A 24,626-nucleotide genomic window follows, 5' to 3' on the forward strand; every position below is an offset into this window, starting at 1 on the left:
CCTGCTCTGCTATTGACGTCGCCGCCAAAGCCGCCCGTCAATAGCAGACAGACCCAGCCCGATCAGCGCCATACCGATGAAATGCGATGTAGCCAGTCGTTCATCCAGGAAGAAATATCCCAGAAAAATGGCTGAGACAGGCACCAGGAAAGTGACCAGCAGCAAGTTGGAAGCCCCCGCCGATGCCAGAATTCTGAAGTACAAAATGTAGGCTAGTGCGGTGGAAAACACCGCCAGCGCTGCCATGGAAAACCAGACAGACATTGGGGGCGACTCCAGAGTCCAGGGCTGATCCACTATCAGCACCAATGGCAACAAGATAACGGCAGACAATGTAACCTGCCCTGTTGCTGCCATCACCGGATCAATCTGCATACGCTTGAACCGGCGACCAAAGACACTTGCAAAACCATAGGAAATTGCCGCGCCCATAATGGCCAGTTGCGCCAAGGTATCGCCTCCCAATCCTTGCAAAGCACCCGGACCGATCATCCAGACGGTGCCAATAAAGCCGATGACAACTCCCGTCACCTTGAGCCGAGTCATGCGCTCATCGCTCAGTAACAGTCCCGCTAAAACAACACCAAACAGCGGTGTCGTTGCATTGAGAATGGAGGCCAGACCGGAATCAATTTGAGTTTGCCCCCAGACGATCAGACTAAAGGGGATGACATTGTTGAGTACCCCCATGACCAGCAGCGCCAACCAGCCCGAGCGACTGCCTGGCAATGGCACTCTGAGCAGAATGACGACTAACCAGAGAATCAAAGCGGCCATTGCCACCCTCAAGAACACAATGCTCAGCGGAGGCAGTGCGGACACCGCAACTCCGACAAAAAAGAAGGAGCCTCCCCACAATAGAGACAACACCAGCAACATCAGCCAGTTATGAAGACTCATGGTGGAATTGATTGCTGACGATGATGAAGAATTCATGATGGAGGCATTGGCTCGACTGTACTGTCATTATCATGCAGGCGAATTATTGTATCCTCCTGTTTTGTGGCTTCAAAAACGATCATGCAACTTAGTGAAATTTCCGACACACTAAACGAGCTGGCCTCTGAAAGCGAATCAGTTTCAGTGGGGCATGTCGTTGAAAAACTCGGTAACAGAGGTTATGCCCCCTTTCTGATCGTACCGGCCGCTATCGAAATCAGTCCCATTGGCGGCTTGCCCGGAGTACCCACATTTCTGGCAAGCATCATTCTGGTGGTGGCCAGCCAAATGCTTATCGGTCGCAAGCATTTATGGCTTCCCGAGCTGCTGCGCAAACGTTCACTGACAAGCGATAAAGTGACCGGCGCCCTCAGCAAACTCAAACCCATAATCAGTAAACTGGACTCCTGGTTTTCAAGTGAACGTCTTGCCCGCCTGACGCAAACTCCGGTCACCAATATAGCCGCCTTCACTTGCATGCTGCTGGCACTGACTGTGCCGCCCCTGGAATTCATCCCTTTTGCCAGCACGGCGCCAATGGCAGCGATTGCGCTTATTGGCATCGCCTTGCTGGTCCACGACGGCTGGTTGATGCTGGCAGCACTGAGTATCTCAATGCTGTCTTTCAGCGTTGTAGGTTTACTGTTATAAATCCTACTGCGCCAAGGAGCTTACCAGACGTCCAACCAACGCTTCCAACATCGATGCCGTTTTCTCATCAGTGAGCTTGCCATCATCATCAAACGCCGAAAAAGCACCGGGTAAGGTGACGAACCCCGGAACTGTCACAACACCCAGCTCTGCCAGAAAATCTCGCAGACGAGGAATGACTCGAACGCCACCCATACCACCAGGCGATGCGGCTGCAATTGCCACTTTTTTGCCAGCAAAGACAGCACTAGAGACTTCATCACCTTCCGGACGCGAAGCCCAGTCCAGGGAATTGACTAACAATGGCGGCACACAACCGTTGTATTCAGGGGTCACAATGATCATGCCGTCATGAGAGGCGATTAGAGTTTTCAAATCTCGAATGCTCTGCGGTATACCCTCACCTGCCTCAATGTCACCGTCATAAACCGGCGCTGGATAATCAGCAAGATCAATCAACGTAACCTCGGCTCCTGCTGCACGTGCTGTTTCAGCCGCAACAGCAGCCAACTTCTTGTTGACTGACGCTTTACGAGCACTGCCAGCAAATACAAGTATTTTATTCACAATGAAAGAATCCCGAGGTTTGCACATAGTATGCAGAAGTATACAGATGACAGTAACGTAAAACGCTTACATGAAAACCACCGTCAAAATTCGTCAATGGGCACAGCAACTCAAACAGGATGTAGTTGCAGTCTATTTCGCAGCACGCAATCCTGAAACACCGCTGCTTGTTCGTTGCTTTGCCATTATCATTGCTGCCTATGCACTAAGCCCAATTGATCTGATCCCGGATTTTATTCCAGTTCTCGGATATCTCGACGATTTGCTGATCGTCCCTTTGGGATTGTTTCTCGTCATTCGCCTATTACCGAAAGATATTCTGAACGACGCACGTGAAAAATCCAGAGCTGTATTATCACGCCCACAAAGTCGTGCCGCCGCAATCGTCATTATCGGCATCTGGATTCTTTGTCTTTCACTACTGTTGCTGTGGTTCAGAAATTCCACGTTAACGAATATGGATTGATCAGACTGGCGAGTTTCCATTTTTCACTGATGACTTGCACGATATAGCTTGCAACAGTTGTTTATCTCATGATCACGATTTATGTACAAGCTTCTGCGATCCGGTATTTACCTGCCATCTCAGCAACTCCCGGCCAACTCGAAAAACCTTTACTCTGACTATCTGGATCAAGATCCGAGTCTACATGTGTAGAGTGGAAATCCTTTTCTGCCCCCGCCCTTCTCTCTGCTACACAGGGCTCTTTGAAAAAATCTGAAATATCGCGAATATCCTGCCCTTCCCGATTCACGACGCGAAAACGAAATCGGGTAGGTGACAGCTGGCTCACAAGCTGAAAAGACTCCTGGCTATTACGTAACTGTCTTTCAATTTGATCAAAAGTTTGCGACGTAGCTTGTTGTCGTATGAATTGTTCTTCAAGTCCTTCTTTCGAATCACTCACACGTTCTATTCGATAGCCTCCTTCATGCAGAAGAGAATGATGGTAGGCGCAAATACATACGCCGTTATCTACACAGGTAGACCCACCATCCGCCCAGTGATGAATATGGTGAATCTGTAAATGTCGGGTTTGTGTGCAGCCAGGGTGCTGGCAATGCTGATCCCGGTTCTTGATGGCACGGGCCATTGCAGGTGGCCAGAGACGTGACTTGCGGCCAATATCAACAGGCTCTCCGTGTTTGTGAATGATGGTGGCGATACTGCAATCGCAGGCGATTCTACGGGCCGTCTCTGTAGCGATAGGGCCAGCATTGCGTACGACTGGGCGTTTGGGTGGAGTATTTTCAATCGCCCTGTTTGCATTCAACTCAGAGGCGTCTACTGAGACGATGACCTGATAGCGATCAGCAGTAGCCATGTCGCGTCCAACACTGTGCAAACTGTTTTCCGCCATCAGAACAGCAGCGTCAGCACGACGTTGCTGCATGGAAGCATCATTCTCGTCCAGTTGTGCCAGTGATTGTTCGACGCTATTGAGAAAAGCTTCGGCGACTTCGGGTGGCAAGGATAATTTGATGAGGGTATTGCCGTTACTCACGCCACCCCATGTGAACGATCGTGCTTCAATTTGCTTCAAGCTGCGGAAGTTCTCGCCATTGGCCTCGTCTTCATCAGCATCCTGCTGCCAGCGATATTCAAGACATAGGCGCTCCACATCGGAAACTGAGGCATCAAGCGCCGCATGACACAAAAGTGCCTCATTACTTTCATCAGCGACACGGGATAACAGACGCACGATAGACCAAGTGAGCCTACCGCCTCTAAACAATGCTTTGATGATAGGCAACGTTCGCAGCCTGCGACCGACCCGCAGATACTCCCAACCGAGCTGAAGACTGATTCCCATCTCGCTATTCATCCAGGCAACGCAATGACGAGAACCGGATATTTTCCAACCTTCCAGATCGTCAAAACGCACCAGCAATTCCAGTTGGTCTGCCATACCCGAGGCTATATCCTGACCGACCTGTCTCAGCCGACGAGCTATGGCAGGCGCATCGTCTGGCATGGCTTTATCGGGGGAATCAGATATCGGCGGAATGGCAGAGCCATCTGTGAGCGACATGAAAAGCCGGACATTACGACCGAAGGATTCTCGTGCCTCCGCATCAAAGCATTCTGTTCCCAAAGGCATACGCTGCTTTCGAGAACTTGAATTTTCGCCGTCACGACTTGCATTATCGTCATGAGAAGCGTTTCCCTGATTGCTTGAAATATCCATGATTTCATGCCTTTTTGGATAAATCAATATAGCATCCAAGGCGCAAATAGGCAAATAATTTAACTGTATATAAATACAGCTAAAAATCTTAATTCAGGGAAGTATTAATTTGTGGAAAAGCATCAAGGGAATGCCCTTAGCCTTTCCGCCATTTGAAAACGCGCTTTACCCAACCCACGATTTTTCGTGACCAACGTTTAACGAAGCCGACTTTCGGCTCGGGTTCGCGTTCGATACCGATTTCAAATTCTTCCGCGTCAGCTTCAGCAGGCTCCGCATCCACTTCGGACACGATCAACTCTTGCTCTGTTTCTTTCGTTGGTTCTAGCGGCTCCAGAACAACCAGCTCAGCCACTGTAGAGTGCCCTGTTGCTTCTGTTGCTTCTGTTGCTTCTGTTGCTTCTGTTGCTTCTGTTGCTTCTGTTGCTTCTGGTGCTTCTGGTGCTTCTGGTGCTTCTGGTGCTTCTGGTGCTTCTGGTGCTTCTGGTGCTTCTGGTGCTTCTGGTGCTTCTGGTGCTTCTGGTGCTTCTGGTGCTTCTGGTGCTTCTGGTGCTTCTGGTGCTTCTGGTGCTTCTGGTGCTTCTGGTGCTTCTGGTGCTTCTGGTGCTTCTGGTGCTTCTGGTGCTTCTGGTGCTTCTGGTGCTTCTGGTGCTTCTGGTGCTTCTGGTGCTTCTGGGCTTCTGGACTTCTGGGACTTCTGGGACTTCTGGGACTTCTGGGACTTCTGGGACTTCTGGACTTCTGGGACTTCTGGGACTTCTGGGACTTCTGGGACTTCTGGGACTTCTGGGACTTCTGGGACTTCTGGGACTTCTGGGACTTCTGGGACTTCTGGGACTTCTGTCTGAGCTTCGGCTTGAGCTTCGGCTTCTAATTGGGTGACTACTGATTCATCAACTGTATTTTCTTCAGACGCAGCCATGATGGCAGACAGTTCGTCAGCCAAAGCCTGATTCAGTTCATCGTCCGTCATGCTGGACATATCTGAATCGGTTTCTTCGTGGTTGGTAGCGATCCTTCGCTCTGCGTCGTACTGCCTAGCTAGTCAAGGTTCAGAGTCCCTACCATTTTGACTATTGTCTGTGCCTTCTTCAGGCTTGGCATCGGTTTGATCACCCTTGCTTGCCAGATCATCATTGTCTTGCTGCTGAAGGTGTTCGTCGTCAGACAGATTATCTGGTTCTGAATTTACGTCAGACTGATAGTCAGCCGGTTCAGCTCGGGACGCCCCAAATGCAAAGGGGGAACCGGCAGACTTTGTTGCTGCTGACTCTGACTCTGCTGGAATCGAATCCACACGAGCTTCCGCATTTTCGTCTGCAAGGTTTTCCGCTTCGCCTTCCACACTTTCACTCTGATCGTTCTTGAAGATTCGTGATTCTGATTCAGCCCTGGCCTCAACTTCCTGCCAATGCTCATCGGCAAAATCATCAATTACTTTGCGCAATTGAGATTCAGCATTTCCTGAAATCTCTTCAGCCTGCAACTCAAGCTCTATTGTGTCATCGCTAACAGCATCAGTTGAATCAGTTGAATCAGTTGAATCAGTAGTATTTCGTGGCTTAGGTGGTTGCCACTCTTCAATTACCAGATCATGTGCAGAGACTATTTCAACTGCAACTTCAGGCTCTGCCTCAACAAACTCTTCGACATTCTTTTCATCGGACTCAGAGTGCGAGACTGATTCATCATCATCGCCTTCTGAATCGCCTTCTGAATCGCCTTCTGAATCGCCTTCTGAATCGCCTTCTGAATCGCTTTTTGCTATCGTGCTCTGACTGGCATTTTTACTTGTGCTTTCAGTCAAATCGGCGTTGTCGATTTGAACAACGGGCTCAATCTCAGCATCTGTGGCTTCGCTACCCTGATCAACGTAACTACTTACCAGTGTGCTGAGCTGTTCCTTTTGCGGCGCAATTCCAGCTCCCGGCAGACTCCCAGTCATGGACGACCAAGGGTTATGCGCTTCGTCAGGTTCAGTCGAATCTACTGCGGTGGCGGTGGCTGTATCAGTATCTGCATTGACATCAGTTTCAGCACCAACATCAGAATCGGTGCTAACAGACTTCTCCTCACTGTTCTCGGCAGAGTCTTTTTCATCATCGCCCAGCTTTTCATTGGCAGCTGGATGTTCGAGCTCAGCCCCGGGCTCGGTCCCGGACTCGGTCCCGGACTCGGCTTGCACTTCGATATTGTTATTACCAACAAAACTGCTGACCAAAGCGCTCAGACCTTCTCGAGAGGAGACTGTATTCGCTCCTGGCAAACTGCTCGCCAAAGAAGTCAGCTGATCATCCGCCTCTTCAGTGGCCTCGCCTGACTCAGTGGTCTCGCCTGACTCAGCAGTCTCGCCTGACTCAGCAGTCTCGCCTGACTCAGCAGTCTCGCCTGACTCAGTGGTCTCGCCTGACTCAGTGGTTTCGCCTGACTCGCTTTCATCATTAGCGGCAACGCCTTCGGCTAATGCATCTTCTGCGGCCAGGGCTGCGTCAATTTCATCAAGGTTGCGGGCTTCTGCCAGGGTGGGTAGTTCGTCGAGTCTCTTGAGATTGAAGTAGTCGAGGAATTGTCTGGTCGTTCCCCACAAGGCGGGCTTGCCGGGGACATCTTTGTAACCGATTTCCTTGACCCATTCGCGCTCTTGCAATGTCTTGATGATATTGGAGCTGACGGCCACGCCTCGAACTTCTTCAATTTCTCCACGTGTGATGGGCTGACGATAGGCGATCAATACCAATGTCTCGAGCAGTGCTCGTGAGTAACGTGGGTTCTTTTCCTGGAACAGCCGTCCGACCCAATGCTCCATGGTGGCGCAGGATTGCAGTCTCCAGCCTGATGCAACTTCGACCAGCTCGATTCCGCGACCTTCATATTCTGCCTGCAGTGAGGCGAGGGCATCTTTGATCTGATTTCTGTCGGGTCGATCTGAATCCGACTCGAACAAAGCTTCCAGCTGGCCGATATTCATCGCTTTGCCTGCAACCAGCAGGCAAGCTTCAAGAATATTTCTAGTCTGTTGGGCGTCCATCGTCATTATCGTGGCTCTGATACTTTGGGGCTCTGCAACTCGAGTACGCTCACTCGGATTCAGGCAGTTCGACCTGAGCGGTCGCTTCGTCCGTTGGTTCTACTGATGCAGTTCTGAGCTTTATGTAAATGGTGGCAAAGGTTTCTGCTTGAACGATGTCAATCGTCGACTCCTTGCACAGCTCGAGAATGGCCAGAAACGTGACAACCACGCCAAGTCTTCCTTCTTCCGGTTTGAACAAAGTGGAGAATTCGCAGAACTCCCCAACAACCAGCACTGACAGAACATCTGTCATCCGGGCCCGAACCGATAAGGTCTCCTTGGAGATGTTGTGATGACCGGTCAGATGAGCTCTGTCGGCGACATCGCACAGCGCCTTCATCAACTCCTTCATGCTGATGTCCGGTAACGGCACATCTTTTTCAATGGTAGGAGTGACAACCTGCAACACATGCAGCTCACGCTCCAATCGCGGCAATTCATCCAGTGAAATGGCCGCTTTCTTGATTCGTTCATATTCCTGCAAACGACGAATGAGCTCGGCGCGCGGATCATCCTCGTCGTCACCCAGCTCTTCAATACGCGGCAGCAGCATGCGCGACTTGATCTCGGCAAGCATGGCGGCCATGAGCAAGTACTCACCAGCCAGTTCCAACCGCATGGTTTCCATCAAACCGATGTATTTCATGTACTGAGCGGTGATGTCAGCAATGGGAATGTTCAGAATATCCAGATTCTGGCGTCTGATCAGGTACAACAGCAGATCCAGAGGGCCTTCGAAGGTATCAAGAAAGACTTCCAGCGCGTCAGGCGGGATATAGAGATCCAGCGGCAACTGGGTAAACGGCAAGCCCTGAACTTTCGCAATGGGCACAAGCTCGGCTGCTGCTTGCGCGGCTGCCTGGTTCTGTGCCTGGTCCACCACAACTTCGTTCGGTGAATCCGACTCTGTCGGTGGTGGGTCTGCTTGCATCAAGGGGCTCCCGGTTTCGGGGATTATAACGTGCGGACTTGACTCAAACTCAATCCGTTACCCCTTCCACACCATTCAATCCAGAAAACTGAGGTCTCCGCGACCTTTTCGAAATACCTCGATCTCGCCGTTATCGCCCATTTCCAGTACGGTTGTGGGCTCAAAGCCGCAGTGACCGCCATCGATAATCAGATCAACATGTTTTTCGAGCAGTTCACGAATTTCTTCCGCATCGGTCTCGGGCAATTCCTTGTCCGGCATGATGAGGGTGCTACTCATCATTGGCTCGCCCAGCTCTTCCAGTAATGCCTGGCAAATAGCGTTATCCGGGATGCGAATGCCAATTGTTTTGCGCTTGGGATTCTGCAGACGCCGCGGCACCTCATTGGTAGCCTTGAGGATGAAAGTATAGGGAGCCGGCGTTAGTGATTTGAGCGTCCGGAATGCCATGTTATCTACCCGTGCATAGGTGGATATGTCTGACAAATCACGACAGACCAATGTGAAATTATGTTTCGCATCGGTTTTGCGGATACGTGCAATACGCTCCATGGCCTGCTTGTCACCCACGTGACAACCCAGTGCGTAACAGGAATCTGTAGGATAGACGATCACGCCGCCGTCACGGATAATCGACACGGCCTGACCAATCAGTCTCTTTTGAGGATTATCAGGGTGAATCTCGAAAAACTGGCTCATTATTAGCGCTGGGCACGTAGATCAAGCCCTGATTGTACGCTGATGCGGTGCAGAGCTTGCATCGGCTGCACAAAGTCTAGACTCCATCTCATTTTTTGTTCTGCCTACACACATTTGACCTGAATTAAACGGATCTCACATGCCTACAGTCCAAACTTCTTCATCAGCTCTCACGATCCCCGTGCTGGCACTCACTGCACTATTCTCACTGAGTCCCGTGCATGCTCAGGATGCCACGCAAACCGATGCGAAAGAATCCACTGCGGCAACCTCCACGGCGGCAACAGTTGACTCTGCATTGCCTGAAGGCGCGGCGGCCAGCGTCAATGGTCGGCCTATTCTTGACATGTCTGTTGACAACGTCACCCAGCAGGTGACTGCCGGAGGCCAGCAAGCTGATGAAGCGCGAATTATTGAAGAGCTGATCAACCTCGAAGTACTTGCTCAGGAAGCTGAAAAGCTGAGCCTGGATGAGACCGCAGAAATCTCGGCGGCCTTGCAGCTGCAGTACACACAGATCATGGCAAATGCCTATCTGGCTAAAAAAGGCTCTGAAATGATCTTCAGCGAAGAAGAACTGCAAGCCGAATACAAAGCTCAATCCACCGGTCTTGACCGAGCTGAATATCGTGCCAGCCACATACTGCTTGAAACTCAGGAAGATGCTCAAAGAGTGATTGACGAGTTGGCAGCGGGTAAGACTTTCGAAGAACTGGCACAAGCCGAGTCAATTGACCCGGCGGGTGAAAGCGGTGGCGATCTGGGCTGGTTTCAAGCCAACACCATGGTTCCCGAGTTCACCGCAGCGGTGGCAGAGATGGAAGTTGGAGACACCAGCAAGACTCCCGTTGAATCGGAGTTCGGTTTCCACGTCATCAAGCTGGTTGACCAGCGCGAAGCAGCACTGCCCGACTTTGATTCAGTGAAAACCGGCCTGAAAAATCTGGCTGTACGCAAGGCACTAGCCACTCATGTGGAAGAGCTGCGCGCCGCATCCGATATCAAGACACGCTAAGACTCGTTCCAATCAGCTCTTGTCACCACCGCCAACCAAAGCAATGGCCAGATCCATGACATTGGTACCGGTTGGTCCGGTGGTGACAAGTGCATCCAGTTTCTGCAAACAGTTTCCGGCATCGGCTCTGGCCAGATAGTCGGCAATGTCCAGCCCGGCCTGCCGTGCTTTTTCGAATGTCTCGTTATCGACCATGCCGCCAGCATCACCGGTCGGACCGTCGGTACCATCCGTACCGCACACCAGTATCGAGACTGCTTGCGTTTGCGAGATGACCTCGCTCAGCGCCAAGGCAAGATGCTGATTGCGCCCGCCACGTCCTGGTGATTTTGGCAGTACCAGTGTTGGTTCACCGCCCCATATATAGACGCCGGGCGCCAGGTCCGGATCCTTCAGCACAGCTGCCAGACGCTCTACGACATCGGGCATATCGCCATCCAGATTGCCAGTCGCCTGTCGAACCGTCAATCCGCGTTCGATCGCCGCGTCAGCCACGGCTTTCTGAGCGATTCCCGATGAGGCGATAATATGTGTATCTATACGTTCCCATACCGGTAGTTCAGGTCCCATACCCGTTGCCTCATCCGGAACCAGCAGGCCTGAACCGATATCGCCCGGCTTGTCACCGGGAACATCACTGATAAGCAGTTGCAAAACCTTGCAATTCACCCGCGAGGCCAGCTTTCCACCTTTGATCTGAGAAAGCGTTCGCCGATGTCGATTCATTTCACCAATGGCCGCACCACTGGCCAGTAGCTGATCGGTATCCCGCTTGAGATCGGCCAGATCCAGCCCTTCGTTCAGATGTTCCACCAGTGCCGACGTGCCGCCGGAAACCAGAAAGACCAACAGTTCATCTGCTGGAATGGTATTTACAAATTCGAACAGCCGTCGACCACCTGCCAACGAGGCCGCATCGGGCACTGGATGCCCGGCCTCATGACACTCAATACGACCATCCTGTCGAACCTCTTCACTCAGATGATCATGCTTGGTAACGAGCAGTCCGGACACCAGCTTGTCACCCAGGACACTCAAGGCACCAGCAGCCATGGAGTCGGCGGCCTTGCCCAGCGCTACCAGGTGAATTCTGTCAGGCAGTGGAAACTGTTGCAGACTGCGCGCCGTTGCCTGGCGGCCACCTACGGCGTCAACGCCTGCCTGAAAGAGATCAATTAATAACGTCATACCTTATCCAGTGCTTGTTCCAGATCGTTACGAATGTCATCCAGATCCTCCAGCCCGACTGCCAGTCGAATAAGGCCGTCACCAATACCAGCCAGACTTCGATCTTCGGCAGTCATTCGTCCGTGAGTCGTTGTCGCCGGATGCGTAATGGTCGTTCTGGCATCGCCCAGGTTGCCAGTAATGGAGCACAGTTTGACCGCATCAATGAGACGCCAGGCAGCCGCCTTGTCGCCATCGACTTCCATCGACAGGATGCCACCGGGTAATTTTTGCTGCCGCTTGGCCAGCTCTGCACTGGGGTGAGAATCGAGTCCGGGATAATAGACGTGGCGTATGGCTGGGTGTGATTCAAGAAAAACCGCCAGTTCTGCCGCATTTGCACAATGTTGCTGCATTCTCAAATTCAGGGTCTCTAGTCCCTTTATGAATACCCAGGCGTTAAAGGGGCTCATGCAAGGACCTGCGCTACGCATGAATGATGTCAGTGTATCAATCAGCTCTTGAGAGCCGACCACGGCACCACCCACACAGCGGCCCTGACCATCCAGATATTTGGTCGCCGAATGCACCACGATATCCGCTCCCAGTGCCAACGGCTTTTGCAGCGCTGGCGTACAGAAACAGTTATCTACCGCCAGTACTGCCCCGTGTGCATGCGCCAGATCGGCAAAAGCACGAATATCAGCAAGCTCGGTCAATGGATTGGTCGGTGTTTCTACGTAAAGAAGTTTGGTTTTGGACGTCACCAATGGAACCCAGCTTTCAACATCCAGCCCATCTGCCCAATGTACCGTGATGCCGTAGCGAGGCAAAAAATTCTTGAACAGATTGACCGTGCTACCGAACATGTTACGTGTTGCAACGATTTCATCACCTTGGCGCAAGGTTCCCAGCAACAAGGTCGCTGTTGCGGCCATGCCTGACGCTGCGCCAATGCAGGCCTCGCCGCCTTCAAGAGCCGCCAATCGATGCTCGAATATCTGCACCGTGGGGTTGGTGAAGCGTGAATAGATGGGCCCTGAGGTCTCGCCGCTAAACCGTGCAGCTGCTTCGGCCGCACTGCCATACACGTAACTGGACGTTGCCATGATGGGTTCGCTGTGTTCACCGTACTGTGAACGTTCGAATCCACCGCGAATCGCTAGTGTTTCATCAGCCCATGAATCGGCGCCGGATTTGGATTTCTGACTGTGCTTGTTACTCAACGGATTCAGCCTTCATAGATGGGTTAGTTATACTACTGCATCTGCATTGCCTACGATTGATCCCACCTGCCCTTGCTTACCTTCAAGCCATCATTTTTTTTCATGTCTGCTTTGCTGGTATCAGGCTGGCAGCTGAGTGCTCCTGTCCATGCGCAAACCGCGACAAGCTCTGACACGGTAGTTGAGCCCATGCCCCGAGGACAATGCCTGGTCGAGCTTGATGCCACCGTGTCGTTGTCGACGAACGAAACGGTACGCAACCTGGCAGCTGTTACGGCGGCAGGCTCAATTGCTGCAACCATTGATCGGCCAACCATTGACGCACGACTGGCCGAGCTGGAAACCCTGTGCCCGGATATGCCGCAGCTGGCGCACAACCGCGGCGTGCTGGCCGCCAGAACCAATCGCTGGCCAGAGGCTATCGCTCATTTCGAACGTTCACTGCAGATGGACAACCGAGCGGCCGATACCTATCGACACCTACAGGAAATCTATGAGCACGAGGCTGCAGTTGCCTATGCCAAAGCTCTGGACTCCCCCGTCAATGTTCCCGAACCCATTCTGAACTGGCAGGACTCCGGCGATCTGAATGCCGATGCCAATAAAGCAGGAGCACTGGTCGACTCTCTTCAGTCTGTCAGTACCGTGGAATATGAACTTTTTGCCTGGTGGAATGCCTTACGCGATGAAGATGGCCTGAAAGAACATTATGTTGATGACTTTCCCGCCGCCGCTATCCAGCGTTCACGCCAGTTCTTTGCCACTGGAAAATGGGAAAACATACAACGTGAAATTGCTTTTACAGCCAGTGATGCCGTCGTTATTCTCAAAGACAATCGGCAGAATCGCACGCTTTTATTGCTGCGAATGGTAGGAACTCGCTGGAAAATCTATCAGGAAACCCGTCTGTGAAGCTGATTATCCTGCTGTGCATGACAGTGTTCATGCACGCTCTGTGGGCCGCACCCCATCAGCCACCAAATTCATCACAGGCGCTGGACCGGCAACTGGCTGCCACATTGCAATCGCTGAGTGCAGGCGATATGGCCCAGGCGCGCGTTCTTGCACGCCAGGCTGCCAGAACTTTCCCTAATTCGGAACTGGCTCAATTACTGGCAGCTGAGCTGACTGCCGTCTCAGCACACCAGCGTGTCCGAGCGGCAAAGACGGAGCAGATCAGCCCGGCTCTCAAGGGCTTATTGCAAGAAGCCCGTGTACGCCTGCTAAATCAGTCGAATAGCATGGACTCGCCCATAGAGCAGCAACTTCCCAGTGAAATCATCCAGCTGGGCAAGGATGTGTCCACGTTAGTGGTTGCCGACCTTGCATCCTTCTCGCTCTATCACATCAGTGTCGATCAAGGCCTGCCAACCCTGATGCGGCAACACTATATAGGCGGCGGCAAAGCCGGATTCGGCAAGCGGCTGGAAGGCGACAACAAGACACCACTAGGGCTTTACAACATCGATGGGCAACGCTCGGATGCCTCCCTACCCGACCTGTATGGTGCCGGCGCCCTGACTCTGGACTATCCCAATGCACTCGACCGACTGCTTGGGCGTACCGGTTCAGGCATCTGGCTACACGGCGTACCCCACAACCAGCGCAACCGCGCGCCGCTGTCCAGCGAGGGTTGTGTAACCATGTCCAATGATCACTTCATCACATTACGCCAACGCCTGTCTCTGGAGCAAAACCCGACAACATCATCATCCGTCCCCATGCCAAGTGGACGTCCTATGGTCTTCCTGACTCATGACACCCGCTGGGTTGATGCACAGCAACAGCGTGAAGAACAACTGCGCTTTCAGGCGCTGTTTACCCGCTACAAGCAAGCCTGGGCGCAACAGAGTCTTGCAGAATTGCTGTCGCTCTATGAAACACCCGAGCCGGCACTCGACAGACTGGACAGGCTGGATCAGAACGATCAGGACGACAACGCACTGGTCACACAGCTGAACGCGGTCGAATCTGGCGATATCAGCATCGTTCGTAACCCGTCGATCAGTAGCGATGACAGCGGCGAGCCCCAGCAGGAGTTTGTCATCATGCGTCTGCAGACAGGCAGTTCAAATGAGAACCAGCTTTCAATCTACTGGGCAAAAAGCGACGATGGGAAGTGGCGCGTAGTTACTGAACAATGGAATATTGTGAACAGCTGAAAGGAGGTTAAAGTCTGCCAGCCGCATGCCGCTCACTTGCTCAGGGCACGAGAGTGTTCTCTCTTCAGGCCAGCGACACATCGTCATAGATAATATGCTGTTCAACAGATTCTTCAAAAGCGAGGCAAAAGAACCGGAGAAACCGCGCCCGCGCGTGTCAAAGCCAGTCCGTGAGCGAACTCAACGCTCCCGCAAGCTTCACGAGAAGATGGATGTAAAGGACTTGCGTGTCGGCATGTTCGTCGTTGAATTGGACAAACCCTGGGAAGAGTCCGGCTTCATGTTTCAGGGAGTGGAACTCAAATCCCCTTCCGATGTACTGGCCGTTCAGAAAGAATGCAAGTTTGTCTGGGTCGACTACGATGAATTCAGCTTGCAAAGTAACGATACTGTTTCGGCAGGCTTGTCCACGCCGGGCGCAGGCTCCATTCTGGACAAAGAGCTCCAGATGGAAGAGGAGCTGGATGCCGCCACAGAAGTTCATACCCTTGCCAGTCAGGCGATCTCCACGCTGTTTGAAGAGATTCGGCTAGGCGCCGAACTGGACGGAACCAAGGTCAAACAGGCCGTTAATGGTTGCGTCGACAGCATTCTCAGAAACCCGGATGCATCCGTCTGGCTGACACGTATCCAGGCCAAGAACCAGGCCACTGCTCAGCACTCTCTCAACGTTGCGGCACTGAGCATCGTCATCGCAAAATCGATGTCCATGACCAACCGCGAACTCGAGGATGTCGGTGTCTGCGGCATGCTTCACGATGTAGGGAAAACCAGCGTTTCCGATGAAGTACTGAACAAGGTCGGACCTCTGGACGAGGCTCAATGGGCAGAGATGCGAAAACACACGCGCTATGGCCGGGATATTCTGCTATCGACCAAAACGGTCATGTCCGGTGCCGCCGACGTGGCGCACTCACACCATGAACGACCCGATGGTTCAGGTTACCCGAGAAAGCTGGACGACGACAGCATTCCGCTGTACGCCAAGATCGTATCAATCGCTGAAGCGTATGACACGATGACGGTCAATCAGCCCTATCGCCCCGCTTTTTCACCCTCTGATGCCATTCAAGAGCTCTATGCCAAGCGCGGCAAGCAATTTGATGAAGAGCTGGTCATTCATTTCATTGACGCCATCGGCATTTTTCCACCAGGCAGCATTGTGGAAATGTTCAATGGAGAGGTAGGAATCGTGCTGTCCAATACCAGTGACAAGCTGCGCCCCAGAGTCATCATGATTCTCGATGCCCTGGGTGAGCCCGCCGCGCAACGCATCGTCGACTTGTCACAAATGGATACCGACAACGAAGGCAATATCTACCAGATAAAGACCACTCACTGCGATGGTGCCTATGGCATCGATGTCGGTGACTTCCAACGCGCAGGCCTGCGCGTCGGATAGGGTTTGTCTGAAACGCTCAGTTGATTGTTGCGCTATAGAACGATCAGATCATCGGCCGAGCTTTGCTGACGTTTGGAATTATCAGAACGTAGCTTTTCCAGCGCATCCAGATAATTCTTGTCCACATCACCGGTTATGTATTCACCAGTGAAACAGCTGGTTTCAAAGTCTTCGATGGGGTGCTTGTCATAGCGTACGGCCTCGATCAGATCCTCGATAGTCTGGTAGACCAGCCAGTCAGCACCAATCGCCTTTTCTATTTCTGCGGTGTCTTTATCATGCGCAATGAGCTCTTCTACTGCCGGCATATCAATGCCATAGACATTGGGATGACGCACAGGTGGTGAAGCCGACGCAAAATAGACCTTCTTCGCACCCGCATCGCGAGCCATTTGCACAATCTGACCCGATGTCGTACCTCGGACGATGGAATCATCCACCAGCAATACCGTCTTGCCATTGAACTCAAGATCGATCGGGCTGAGTTTTTGCCGTACGGATTTTTTGCGAAGCTGCTGTCCCGGCATGATGAAGGTCCGACCGATATAGCGATTCTTGATAAATCCTTCGCGATATTTCACACCCAGATTGACTGCGACTTCCAGAGCAGAGGTACGACTGGTGTCCGGTATAGGGATAACCACGTCGATATCATGATCAGGGCGTTCCTGCAGAATCCGGCGTGCCAGTGTCTCACCCATCCGCAAACGGGATTTGTACACTGAGATGTTGTCGATAATGCTGTCAGGCCGGGCCAGATAGACGTATTCAAATATGCAGGGAGACAGTACCGGGTTCTGAGCACATTGCTCTGTGTGCAAATTGCCTTCAACATCGATATAAACGGCTTCACCGGGGGCGATGTCTCGCAGAAGATTGAACCCAAGCCCCTGCAGAGCGACACTCTCGGAGGCTATTGCGTATTCAGTACCGGTTTCACTTTGACGATGTCCGATAACAGCAGGACGAATACCCAAGGGGTCACGAAATGCGAAAACGCCTCGTCCCACAACCATACCGATAACAGCATAGGCACCACGACAGCGTCGATGCACGGCGGCCACGGTAGAAAAGATCATGTCTGCCGTCAGATTGGTGCTCGGCTTGAGATCCTGCAGCTCATGAGCAAATACATTGAGCAGCACTTCGCTGTCTGACTGCGTATTGATGTGTCGCAGATCCGACTCGAACAGCTCACGTTTCAACACATCGGCATTGGTGAGGTTGCCGTTGTGGCCCATGACAATGCCGTAGGGGGAGTTGACATAGAACGGCTGTGATTCAGCCTGCCCTGATGTACCAGCTGTCGGATAGCGCACATGGGCAATACCCATTGTGCCTTCCAGCCGTTGCATATCCCCGGTGCTGAAAACATCGCGCACCAACCCGGCACCACGGCGCAAAATCAGACGCCCTTCATGGCAAGTCGCAATACCAGCTGCGTCCTGGCCGCGGTGTTGCAACAGGGTCAGTCCATCATATAAACGAGGACTGACAGATTCTTGTCCAACAATGCCGATGATGCCACACATGATAATCAGTAACTGGTAGGAGGAAAATCAAAATGCTGACCGATACTATCGGGCAGCCGTGCATGGACAACCTGAGTCACTTCCTGGAACTTGGGCAGAAAGGTGGAACTTTCCCACCAGGGTTCCTGCTTCAGCTCAGGTGCAAGATTGGCTGCCAGAACCAGTAAGGTAACAATGACAAACCCTCGCAACAATCCAAATGCGACGCCAATAATACGATCCGTCGGGCTAAGGGATTTACGAGTCTTGATGCGGTTCAGCATCCAATTGATCAGATTACCCACAAACAGTGTTCCCGCAAAGAGAACCAGAGCACTGATGGTGGTACGCGCTTGCTGGCTATCGACCCGGTCAATGGGCAACAGCGATGCAAAGCGACTGGTGTAGACGAGCGTGATAATCACGGCGCCAAGCCATATCGACAGGCTCATGGCCTCTCGGAAGAATCCACGCATCAAGCTGATCAGCGCGGAAAGGGCAAATATACCCAGGATGACAAGATCGACTTCGGACACGGGAGTTTTCCGCCTGCTGGCATGGAAATACAAGGGCGAATGGTATCAAAACACAGAGCCTCGCAGGGGCCTCAAACTATGGATATGTAAGCACCATAGTTTCAACACCCAGCAACTCAGTGACTCGCCGGCGTGCAGCCTTGGCACTTACTTCACTGATCATGGGCCCAACCAGTACACGAAACGGCTCTGTCTCAACCTCACGGTCACGCACAAACGAGGCAAATCCCCCCTCTCGTAACCGATTTCGTACAGCAACTGCGTTCTCATGATCATTGAAACTACCCGCTTGTATCACCCAGGCGGTCAGCGGCGCCTTGCTGCGCGTTTGCTGCAGAGCTTCCCGTACTTCCTTTTCCGCCTTCATGTAATCCGGTAATTCGTCTTCACCGACTCTGAACTTGTCTCGCAAGTCGCTCGCAATATCACTCGGTTCCTGGAGCGGCACTCCACCCTGCCCCAGGGAACGCATACTGGGAATGGGCTGCACCTCGCTATTACCTTCGGTGTCCACGATGCTCAGTGGCTCCTCACGCAATTTTTCGACGCGCCGGAACTGGCTTTCGCTGCCGGCTCCGTCTAGCAACAGGGGCAAGACAATCACCATGACGGCAATGAATACAGCAGCCCCCCAAAGGCGCTGCCGGATATTGCCACTATCCTCATTTTCGAATGAACTCACTGCCGAACCTTGCAACAAACAGTCATGACGATACGATGCTATGGGTCGCAATAACCTCGTGTATATCAGCAATCGTGTGGAAGGAACCCGCTACCAGTACGGCTTGGGATTCTGCCTCTGCGGCTGAAAAAGCAGCATGCCAGGCTTGCTCTGCACTCGCATGCAAACTAACCGGTTTGCCACTGTTCTTCTGCACCTGGGCTGTCAATGTCGCCACTGGGGTTGCTCGCGGAATGTGTAGCTCAAAGCAGTGCCATTCAGCCGCGATAGGCTCCAGAGCGGCCACTATTCCTGCCAGGTCCTTGTCTGCCAGAGCGGAAAAGACGATGTTCGCAAGCCTGTCTCCGAACGCCTCTTGCCAAGCCTGGCATAACGCCTGCGCACCTGCCGGATTGTGTGCCACGTCCAACACCACATCAAGCCCTGAGTGTGTCAGTCGTTCAAAACGGGCCGTGACATGAATATGCATCAGCTCGCGTTCCAGAGTGGGTTTGCCAACGGGCAACATGGCTTGCAGATTTTCGACAACAGCAACGGCGCAAGCTGCATTGCGGCGTTGATGCGCTCCACGCAATGAGGTTAGCGGCAATCTGTCCGCCGACTGAGCTCCTGTATGCAGAACCGGGATACCGTTTTCAGCAGCAAAGGCGAACAGGGATTCGGGTGGCGTCAGCTCACCGACCACCAGTAATTTTCCAGGCCTGCCAATGGCCGCTTTTTCCGTGGCAATCACAGCAATATCAGAGCCCAGGTAATCTTGATGATCCAGCGCCACGCTGGTCACAACCGAGCAATCTGCATCCCAGAGATTGGTTGCATCCAGCCGCCCGCCAAGACCCACTTCCATGATGTAGACGTCACACTGTGCTTGCAGAAACACGCGCATTGCCGCCAGTGTCGTGTACTCAAAGTAGGTGAGTGTCTGAGGCGCACGTCCTGCCTCTACAAACGCCAGCGCTTCGACGATCGCCTCGGCCGATGCCATTTCGGCATTGATCCGGATCCGTTCTCGAAAGTCTGTGATATGCGGCGAGGTGTAGGTGCCCACGCGATAACCTGCTGCTGTATAGATAGCAGTCAGCATGGCAACCGTAGAGCCTTTACCGTTGGTTCCGCCGACCAGAATCAGTGGACTATCGATCTGACGCAGTCCCAATCGTTCGGCTACCAGGCTGACCCGATCCAGCCCCATGTCAATTGCTACGGGGTGGATGGTTTCCAGCCAGGACAGCCAGGTACTCAGAGGCGCAGTGGTATCAGGAACTTCAGCTGGGAGCGGCAATGTGCGGGTCATCAAATTTCAGAACTGGCTTGTCACTGAGCTTGGCCAGAAGTCTGGCGAGCGTATCGCGCATATCGCGCCGATCACAGATCAGATCGATAGCACCGTGATCGAGCAGAAATTCACTACTCTGGAAGCCTTCCGGCAATTTTTCCCGGACGGTCTGTTCGATAACACGCCGACCGGCAAAACCAATGCGCGCACCAGGCTCGGCAATGATGATATCTCCCAGCATGGCAAGCGATGCGGAAACACCGCCCATGGTTGGATCCGTCAGCACCGAAATATACGGCAGGCCACGATCTGCAAGACGTCTGAGTTGAGCACTGGTTTTGCCCATCTGCAACAGTGAAAACAGAGCTTCCTGCATACGCGCACCGCCACTGGCACTAAAGCAGATGAAAGGAATGCCGCGCTCCAGGCTGCGTTCGCAAGCACGGCTGAAGCGTTCGCCGACTACCGATCCCATGGAGCCTGCCATGAAATTGAAATCGAACACCGCAACCACAACAGGCATACCTTTGAGCTTGCCTTGCAAGACTACCAGTGCATCCTTTTCACCGGAGTCCTTGGTAGCCTGGCTCAGGCGGTCTTTGTAGCGCTTGGAATCCTTGAATTTCAGAATATCCACCGGCTCCACAGAGGCGCCAATTTCCTCCTGTTCACCCGCATCCAGCAACCTCTCCAGACGCTTGCGCGCAGAGATCAGCATGTGATGACCACACTTGATGCAGACATCCTGTGCCCGGTCGAGCTCGGCATGGTAGAGAACGTTGGAACAGCTGTCGCACTTGACCCACAGGCCTTCAGGGACTGTGCCCTTGTCTTCATTGCGAGTTCCGATACGAGCCGGAATCATTCGCTCAAACCAGCTCATGGGGCGAATCGCTGGCAGGAATGGACGTCGGGTACCTTCCTTTTGCTCCTTGCTTGCCTTGGGCTCAATTGCCTCGGCGTTCTCGTCGCCCTTGCCAGTGGTGTCCTCGTTACTCATGCACTGACTCCGGCTCTTTGGTCCATGGCTTTACGCATGCCATTGACGATTTCAAAAATTTTCGCATGAAGGGTGTCCGGGTCATTGCCATGTTCGCCAACCAGAGAAACCAGCACACTACCCACCACCACCGCATCGGCAGTTTCCGATACCGCGGCTGCAGAGTCTGCGTCACGAATACCGAAACCGACAGCAACGGGTATCGAGGCAAACGACTGAATGTTAGCGACCTTCTCGGCCACTTCAACCGTATTCAGGTTGGCAGCTCCGGTGACACCCTTGAGCGACACGTAATAGATATAACCACTGGCCATCTCGCAGACCTGGCTGATGCGTGAATCCGGAGTGGTCGGTGACAGCAGAAAGATACTGTCCAGATTATTCTTTTTCAACTCATCAACCAAAGCACCCGCCTCTTCTGGCGGCATATCGACGGTCAGCACACCATCAACACCAGCAGCACTCGATAATTCAGCAAATCTGGCATAGCCGAGTCGCTCGATCGGATTCAGATAGCCCATCAGCACAACCGCTGTGTCCGTATCTGTTTCACGAAAACGCTTGACGGTTTCCAGCACCTGAATCAGGGATACATTATTTTTCAACGCTCTTTCGCACGCCGCCTGAATGACCGGACCATCTGCCATCGGGTCAGAGAACGGTATGCCCAGTTCGATGACATCAGAACCGGCCTTGACCAGGGTATGCATTAATGCAAGCGTAGTTTCCAGGTCCGGATCACCGGCCGTAATGTACGGAACCAGCAATTTGCGGCCAGAAGCCGTGGCAAAACGAGTGGCGATACGAGTCACAGAGTAATCCCTTCCAGGTCGGCCAGAGTGTTGATGTCCTTGTCACCACGACCTGACAGATTGACAACGATGTTCTTGTCCTTGCCCATGCCCGGTGCAATCTTGATCGCATGAGCCAGAGCGTGAGCAGATTCCAACGCCGGAATGATACCTTCGATCCTGCACAACTTGTGAGTTGCCTCCAGGGCTTCGGTATCGGTTGCAGCTACGTATTGTACCCGCCCTATATCCTTCAACCACGCATGTTCAGGCCCTACACCCGGATAATCCAGGCCTGCCGAAACACTGTGAGTTTCAATGATCTGACCTGCCTCATCTTCCATCAGGTAGGTGCGGTTACCATGCAGCACGCCCGGGCTGCCGGTACTCAGAGGCGCAGCATGTCGTCCGGTTTCCAGACCATCACCGCCAGCCTCTACACCTACCAGCTGTACATCCTTGTCGTTCAGGAATGGATGAAACGCGCCGATGGCGTTCGAACCGCCACCCACACAAGCCACGATCATGTCTGGCAGACGGCCAGTATGCTCCATGGATTGCTCCTTGATTTCCTTGCCGATAACGCTGTTGAAATCTCGCACCATGGTGGGATAAGGATGTGGGCCCGCTGCCGTTCCAATGATATAGAACGTATCGTCGACATTGCCGACCCAGTCGCGCATTGCCTCGTTGAGTGCATCCTTGAGTGTGCGCGAACCTGACGTTACCGGTACGACTTTGGCACCCAGCAACTTCATGCGAAAAACGTTTGGCGCCTGACGTACGATATCTTCCTCGCCCATGTACACGATGCATTCCATGCCCCAGCGAGCACAGACTGTTGCTGTCGCTACGCCGTGCTGACCGGCACCGGTTTCGGCGATAATGCGTTTCTTGCCCATTCGACGAGCCAGCAGAGCCTGACCCACGGTGTTGTTGATCTTGTGAGCGCCCGTGTGATTAAGATCTTCACGCTTCAACCAGATCTGGGCACCACCCAGCTCTTGTGACCAACGGCGCGCATGATAAAGCGGATTGGGTCTGCCGACAAAATTCTTCAGCTCCCACTCGAATTCAGCAATGAATTCGTTGTCCTGGCGACAACGCTCGTAAGCTTCTTGCAGCTCTCTGACCGGATCCATCAGTGTTTCAGCGATAAAACTACCGCCATAAACTCCGAAATGCCCCTTACTGTCGGGGTACTGATCGATCGGTCTGTCCTCTGATGACTCTGATACTGTATTCATTTAAAGCGATTCTCTTCTCTTTATCTATTCCAGGACCTGCTCATCTGCGTGCCGAACTGCCGCCATAAAGGCGTGCATGGCCTCAGAGTCCTTGATTCCCTTAGCTTGCTCCACACCGGAACTGACGTCCACTGCAAATGGGGCAACCTGCTTGATAGCTTGAGCTACATTATGTACGTTCAGCCCGCCCGCAAGTATCAGCGGTTTGTGCATTTTTTCACCAAGACGTGCCCAATCGAACGCATGGCCCGTTCCGCCAAGCTGTCCGGGCTCATTACTATCGAACAGAAAGCCGATGGCTTGTCCGAATGCTCTCAGTTCACTCTCTTCGGGCATAGGCTTGCCGGCTCCAACACCGATAGCTTTTAGATACGGCCTGCCGAACTGATCACAGAATTCACCCGACTCCTGTCCATGAAACTGCGGCACCATGGAGGGCATCAGGTTCAAGGCGTGCTGTACCTCTTCCACTGTCGGATTGAGAAACAATCCTACGGGCGTGACAAAAGGCGACAACTGATTGACGATGACAGCAGCATCCTCAGCGATCACATGCCGGGCACTGGCAGGCACAAATACAAAGCCGAGTGAATCTACACCCAGCTCCTGCGCCAGATGCGCATCCTGCAGGCGTGTGATTCCACAAATTTTGACTCGGGTTCGTCGCGCCATAATAACCATGGACCTTAACAGAAGCAGCATCCGGGCAACAGCACGGCAGCTGCTTACCCAGACAATTCTAGAACAACACCCCTCAAGGGTGCCAGGGATTGGATTTGCTGGACTCGAAGTCCGGCACGCCGAATTCTTCAGGATAACCAGGCTGCAGAAAGCACAGACCATGTGGCGGTGCTGTCACTCCAGCAGCCCTCCGGTCTCGCCCGGCAAGCAGCGTGGCCATCCAGTCCACTGGACGCTCACCTCGACCGATAGCCAGCAGACAACCCGTCAGAATACGTACCATATTATGCAGGAAGCCGTTAGCTGCGACTTCAATAATCACTCGATCCTGTTCGCGCCGGACGCTGATTCGTAACAGGCACCGCCTGGCATGGTTCGCCTGGCACTCGGAGGAACGAAAACTGGAAAAATCATGTTCCCCAATCAGTGCCTGAGCAGCCTCGTGCATTTTCGGTGCATCCAGGGGGATACGCTCCCAGCCCAGCGTACCTGCCTGATAACCAGGTCTGGTTGCACGATTGAGAATAGTGTAACGATAGCTGCGTTGTGTCGCGGAGAAACGCGCGTGGAAATCCGGACGCATTACTGCCGCCCAGTGTACCGAAACACGCTTGTCCAGATGGGAGTTAGCACCAAAGCTCCAGGCGCGAAGCGGGCGATCCAGAGAGGTGTCGAAATGCACGACCTGAGCCGCAGCATGTACGCCGGTATCAGTACGACCGGCACAGTAAACCGTGACAGGCTCCTGAGCTATCCGGCTTAATGCCCGCTCGAGCTCTGCCTGTACAGAGTGGCAATGTGGTTGACGCTGCCAACCGCAAAAACCCCCGCCGTCGTATTCGACAGCGAGGGCGATTCTGGCATTAGACAATGACGGTCACTGG

The 24,626-nt window shown here is 53.1% G+C and carries 24 protein-coding genes; 6 read left to right on the forward strand and 18 right to left on the reverse strand.

The window, feature by feature from the left end:
- Positions 1-9 precede the first annotated feature (9 nt).
- Complete coding sequence (locus IMCC3135_RS26005; RefSeq protein WP_088922084.1) at positions 10-900, reverse strand: DMT family transporter; 891 nt, start codon at positions 898-900, stop codon at positions 10-12.
- Between the two features lie 120 nt (positions 901-1,020).
- Here IMCC3135_RS26005 and IMCC3135_RS26010 point away from each other — a divergent pair, with 120 nt between their 5' ends.
- A complete protein-coding gene (locus IMCC3135_RS26010; protein WP_088920242.1) occupies positions 1,021-1,590 on the forward strand; it encodes an exopolysaccharide biosynthesis protein in 570 nt (189 codons plus the stop codon).
- 3 nt (positions 1,591-1,593) lie between these two features.
- On the opposite strand, the gene IMCC3135_RS26015 is transcribed toward IMCC3135_RS26010, so the two are convergent.
- Positions 1,594-2,157 (reverse strand): NADPH-dependent FMN reductase, encoded by a 564-nt coding sequence (locus tag IMCC3135_RS26015; RefSeq protein WP_205737717.1) that lies wholly within the window; start codon positions 2,155-2,157, stop codon positions 1,594-1,596.
- A 70-nt stretch (positions 2,158-2,227) separates the two neighbouring features.
- Here IMCC3135_RS26015 and IMCC3135_RS26020 point away from each other — a divergent pair, with 70 nt between their 5' ends.
- A complete protein-coding gene (locus tag IMCC3135_RS26020; RefSeq protein ID WP_088920244.1) occupies positions 2,228-2,623 on the forward strand; it encodes a YkvA family protein in 396 nt (131 codons plus the stop codon).
- Between the two features lie 79 nt (positions 2,624-2,702).
- Here the strand turns inward: IMCC3135_RS26020 and IMCC3135_RS26025 are convergent, their stop codons facing one another.
- From IMCC3135_RS26025 to IMCC3135_RS26045, 5 genes are all read right to left on the reverse strand, one after another.
- On the reverse strand, positions 2,703-4,346 hold the full coding sequence (locus IMCC3135_RS26025) for an HNH endonuclease signature motif containing protein (protein ID WP_088920245.1): 1,644 nt from the start codon (positions 4,344-4,346) through the stop codon (positions 2,703-2,705).
- A gap of 136 nt (positions 4,347-4,482) precedes the next feature.
- Entirely contained in the window at positions 4,483-5,319 is an 837-nt protein-coding gene (locus IMCC3135_RS35075) for a hypothetical protein (RefSeq protein WP_236994661.1), read from the reverse strand.
- Positions 5,320-5,391: 72 nt separating this feature from the next.
- Entirely contained in the window at positions 5,392-7,380 is a 1,989-nt protein-coding gene (scpB, locus tag IMCC3135_RS34810) for an SMC-Scp complex subunit ScpB (protein WP_236994662.1), read from the reverse strand.
- Between the two features lie 43 nt (positions 7,381-7,423).
- Positions 7,424-8,347: a segregation and condensation protein A gene (locus IMCC3135_RS26040; RefSeq protein WP_088920246.1), complete on the reverse strand. Its 924-nt coding sequence runs from the start codon at positions 8,345-8,347 to the stop codon at positions 7,424-7,426.
- A gap of 75 nt (positions 8,348-8,422) precedes the next feature.
- Complete coding sequence (locus IMCC3135_RS26045) at positions 8,423-9,046, reverse strand: L-threonylcarbamoyladenylate synthase (RefSeq protein ID WP_088920247.1); 624 nt, start codon at positions 9,044-9,046, stop codon at positions 8,423-8,425.
- A 139-nt stretch (positions 9,047-9,185) separates the two neighbouring features.
- Here IMCC3135_RS26045 and IMCC3135_RS26050 point away from each other — a divergent pair, with 139 nt between their 5' ends.
- Positions 9,186-10,061, forward strand: a complete 876-nt coding sequence (locus IMCC3135_RS26050; protein WP_088920248.1) for a peptidylprolyl isomerase — start codon at positions 9,186-9,188, stop codon at positions 10,059-10,061.
- Positions 10,062-10,073: 12 nt separating this feature from the next.
- On the opposite strand, the gene IMCC3135_RS26055 is transcribed toward IMCC3135_RS26050, so the two are convergent.
- Positions 10,074-11,249 carry a glycerate kinase type-2 family protein gene (locus IMCC3135_RS26055; RefSeq protein WP_088920249.1) on the reverse strand — a complete coding sequence of 392 codons (1,176 nt, stop codon included), beginning with the start codon at positions 11,247-11,249 and terminating at the stop codon, positions 10,074-10,076.
- Complete coding sequence (locus IMCC3135_RS26060; RefSeq protein WP_205737719.1) at positions 11,246-12,454, reverse strand: O-succinylhomoserine sulfhydrylase; 1,209 nt, start codon at positions 12,452-12,454, stop codon at positions 11,246-11,248. Before IMCC3135_RS26060 ends, IMCC3135_RS26055 begins: the two co-directional genes overlap by 4 nt.
- A 102-nt stretch (positions 12,455-12,556) precedes the next feature.
- Here IMCC3135_RS26060 and IMCC3135_RS26065 point away from each other — a divergent pair, with 102 nt between their 5' ends.
- The 3 genes from IMCC3135_RS26065 (at position 12,557) to IMCC3135_RS26075 (ending at position 16,018) form a co-directional block, all read left to right on the forward strand.
- A complete protein-coding gene (locus IMCC3135_RS26065; RefSeq protein WP_088920251.1) occupies positions 12,557-13,366 on the forward strand; it encodes a hypothetical protein in 810 nt (269 codons plus the stop codon).
- Positions 13,363-14,616 carry a L,D-transpeptidase family protein gene (locus tag IMCC3135_RS26070; RefSeq protein ID WP_088920252.1) on the forward strand — a complete coding sequence of 418 codons (1,254 nt, stop codon included), beginning with the start codon at positions 13,363-13,365 and terminating at the stop codon, positions 14,614-14,616. The genes IMCC3135_RS26065 and IMCC3135_RS26070 overlap by 4 nt, the downstream gene beginning before the upstream one ends.
- A 154-nt stretch (positions 14,617-14,770) precedes the next feature.
- Positions 14,771-16,018: an HD-GYP domain-containing protein gene (locus IMCC3135_RS26075; protein ID WP_169727529.1), complete on the forward strand. Its 1,248-nt coding sequence runs from the start codon at positions 14,771-14,773 to the stop codon at positions 16,016-16,018.
- A 32-nt stretch (positions 16,019-16,050) separates the two neighbouring features.
- On the opposite strand, the gene purF is transcribed toward IMCC3135_RS26075, so the two are convergent.
- The 9 genes from purF to truA all read right to left on the reverse strand — a co-directional run bounded on the left by purF (position 16,051) and on the right by truA (position 24,613).
- Positions 16,051-17,550 carry an amidophosphoribosyltransferase gene (gene purF / locus IMCC3135_RS26080; RefSeq protein ID WP_088920254.1) on the reverse strand — a complete coding sequence of 500 codons (1,500 nt, stop codon included), beginning with the start codon at positions 17,548-17,550 and terminating at the stop codon, positions 16,051-16,053.
- Between the two features lie 5 nt (positions 17,551-17,555).
- The gene (locus tag IMCC3135_RS26085) at positions 17,556-18,065 is read right to left on the reverse strand and encodes a CvpA family protein (protein WP_157736278.1); all 510 of its coding nucleotides are present in this window, start codon (positions 18,063-18,065) and stop codon (positions 17,556-17,558) included.
- A gap of 76 nt (positions 18,066-18,141) precedes the next feature.
- The gene (locus IMCC3135_RS26090; protein WP_088920256.1) at positions 18,142-18,747 is read right to left on the reverse strand and encodes an SPOR domain-containing protein; all 606 of its coding nucleotides are present in this window, start codon (positions 18,745-18,747) and stop codon (positions 18,142-18,144) included.
- Positions 18,748-18,769: 22 nt separating this feature from the next.
- A complete protein-coding gene (locus IMCC3135_RS26095; protein ID WP_088920257.1) occupies positions 18,770-20,041 on the reverse strand; it encodes a bifunctional folylpolyglutamate synthase/dihydrofolate synthase in 1,272 nt (423 codons plus the stop codon).
- Entirely contained in the window at positions 20,013-20,906 is an 894-nt protein-coding gene (accD, locus tag IMCC3135_RS26100) for an acetyl-CoA carboxylase, carboxyltransferase subunit beta (protein WP_088922085.1), read from the reverse strand. Before accD ends, IMCC3135_RS26095 begins: the two co-directional genes overlap by 29 nt.
- Positions 20,907-21,019: 113 nt before the next feature.
- On the reverse strand, positions 21,020-21,835 hold the full coding sequence (gene trpA, locus IMCC3135_RS26105) for a tryptophan synthase subunit alpha (RefSeq protein WP_088920258.1): 816 nt from the start codon (positions 21,833-21,835) through the stop codon (positions 21,020-21,022).
- Positions 21,832-23,061 (reverse strand): tryptophan synthase subunit beta, encoded by a 1,230-nt coding sequence (gene trpB, locus IMCC3135_RS26110; RefSeq protein WP_088920259.1) that lies wholly within the window; start codon positions 23,059-23,061, stop codon positions 21,832-21,834. The genes trpA and trpB overlap by 4 nt, the downstream gene beginning before the upstream one ends.
- A gap of 24 nt (positions 23,062-23,085) precedes the next feature.
- Positions 23,086-23,733, reverse strand: coding sequence for a phosphoribosylanthranilate isomerase (locus tag IMCC3135_RS26115; protein WP_088922086.1), 648 nt, complete (start codon positions 23,731-23,733; stop codon positions 23,086-23,088).
- 82 nt (positions 23,734-23,815) lie between these two features.
- Positions 23,816-24,613, reverse strand: coding sequence for a tRNA pseudouridine(38-40) synthase TruA (truA, locus tag IMCC3135_RS26120; protein ID WP_088920260.1), 798 nt, complete (start codon positions 24,611-24,613; stop codon positions 23,816-23,818).
- Positions 24,614-24,626: the final 13 nt, after the last annotated feature.

The sequence above is a fragment of the Granulosicoccus antarcticus IMCC3135 genome, assembly GCF_002215215.1.
GTDB lineage: Bacteria > Pseudomonadota > Gammaproteobacteria > Granulosicoccales > Granulosicoccaceae > Granulosicoccus > Granulosicoccus antarcticus.

Coding starts and splice junctions, on each gene's coding strand:
- accD (WP_088922085.1), bottom strand. CDS start 20,906: ATGAGCTGGTTTGAGCGAATGATTCCGGCTCGTATCGGAACTCGCAAT.
- IMCC3135_RS26040 (WP_088920246.1), bottom strand. CDS start 8,347: ATGCAAGCAGACCCACCACCGACAGAGTCGGATTCACCGAACGAAGTT.
- IMCC3135_RS26045 (WP_088920247.1), bottom strand. CDS start 9,046: ATGAGCCAGTTTTTCGAGATTCACCCTGATAATCCTCAAAAGAGACTG.
- IMCC3135_RS26050 (WP_088920248.1), top strand. CDS start 9,186: ATGCCTACAGTCCAAACTTCTTCATCAGCTCTCACGATCCCCGTGCTG.
- IMCC3135_RS26010 (WP_088920242.1), top strand. CDS start 1,021: ATGCAACTTAGTGAAATTTCCGACACACTAAACGAGCTGGCCTCTGAA.
- IMCC3135_RS26115 (WP_088922086.1), bottom strand. CDS start 23,733: ATGGCGCGACGAACCCGAGTCAAAATTTGTGGAATCACACGCCTGCAG.
- IMCC3135_RS26025 (WP_088920245.1), bottom strand. CDS start 4,346: ATGGATATTTCAAGCAATCAGGGAAACGCTTCTCATGACGATAATGCA.
- scpB (WP_236994662.1), bottom strand. CDS start 7,380: ATGACGATGGACGCCCAACAGACTAGAAATATTCTTGAAGCTTGCCTG.
- IMCC3135_RS35075 (WP_236994661.1), bottom strand. CDS start 5,319: ATGACGGACGATGAACTGAATCAGGCTTTGGCTGACGAACTGTCTGCC.
- IMCC3135_RS26005 (WP_088922084.1), bottom strand. CDS start 900: ATGAGTCTTCATAACTGGCTGATGTTGCTGGTGTTGTCTCTATTGTGG.
- IMCC3135_RS26065 (WP_088920251.1), top strand. CDS start 12,557: ATGTCTGCTTTGCTGGTATCAGGCTGGCAGCTGAGTGCTCCTGTCCAT.
- IMCC3135_RS26095 (WP_088920257.1), bottom strand. CDS start 20,041: ATGACCCGCACATTGCCGCTCCCAGCTGAAGTTCCTGATACCACTGCG.
- purF (WP_088920254.1), bottom strand. CDS start 17,550: ATGTGTGGCATCATCGGCATTGTTGGACAAGAATCTGTCAGTCCTCGT.
- IMCC3135_RS26020 (WP_088920244.1), top strand. CDS start 2,228: ATGAAAACCACCGTCAAAATTCGTCAATGGGCACAGCAACTCAAACAG.
- trpB (WP_088920259.1), bottom strand. CDS start 23,061: ATGAATACAGTATCAGAGTCATCAGAGGACAGACCGATCGATCAGTAC.
- IMCC3135_RS26055 (WP_088920249.1), bottom strand. CDS start 11,249: ATGACGTTATTAATTGATCTCTTTCAGGCAGGCGTTGACGCCGTAGGT.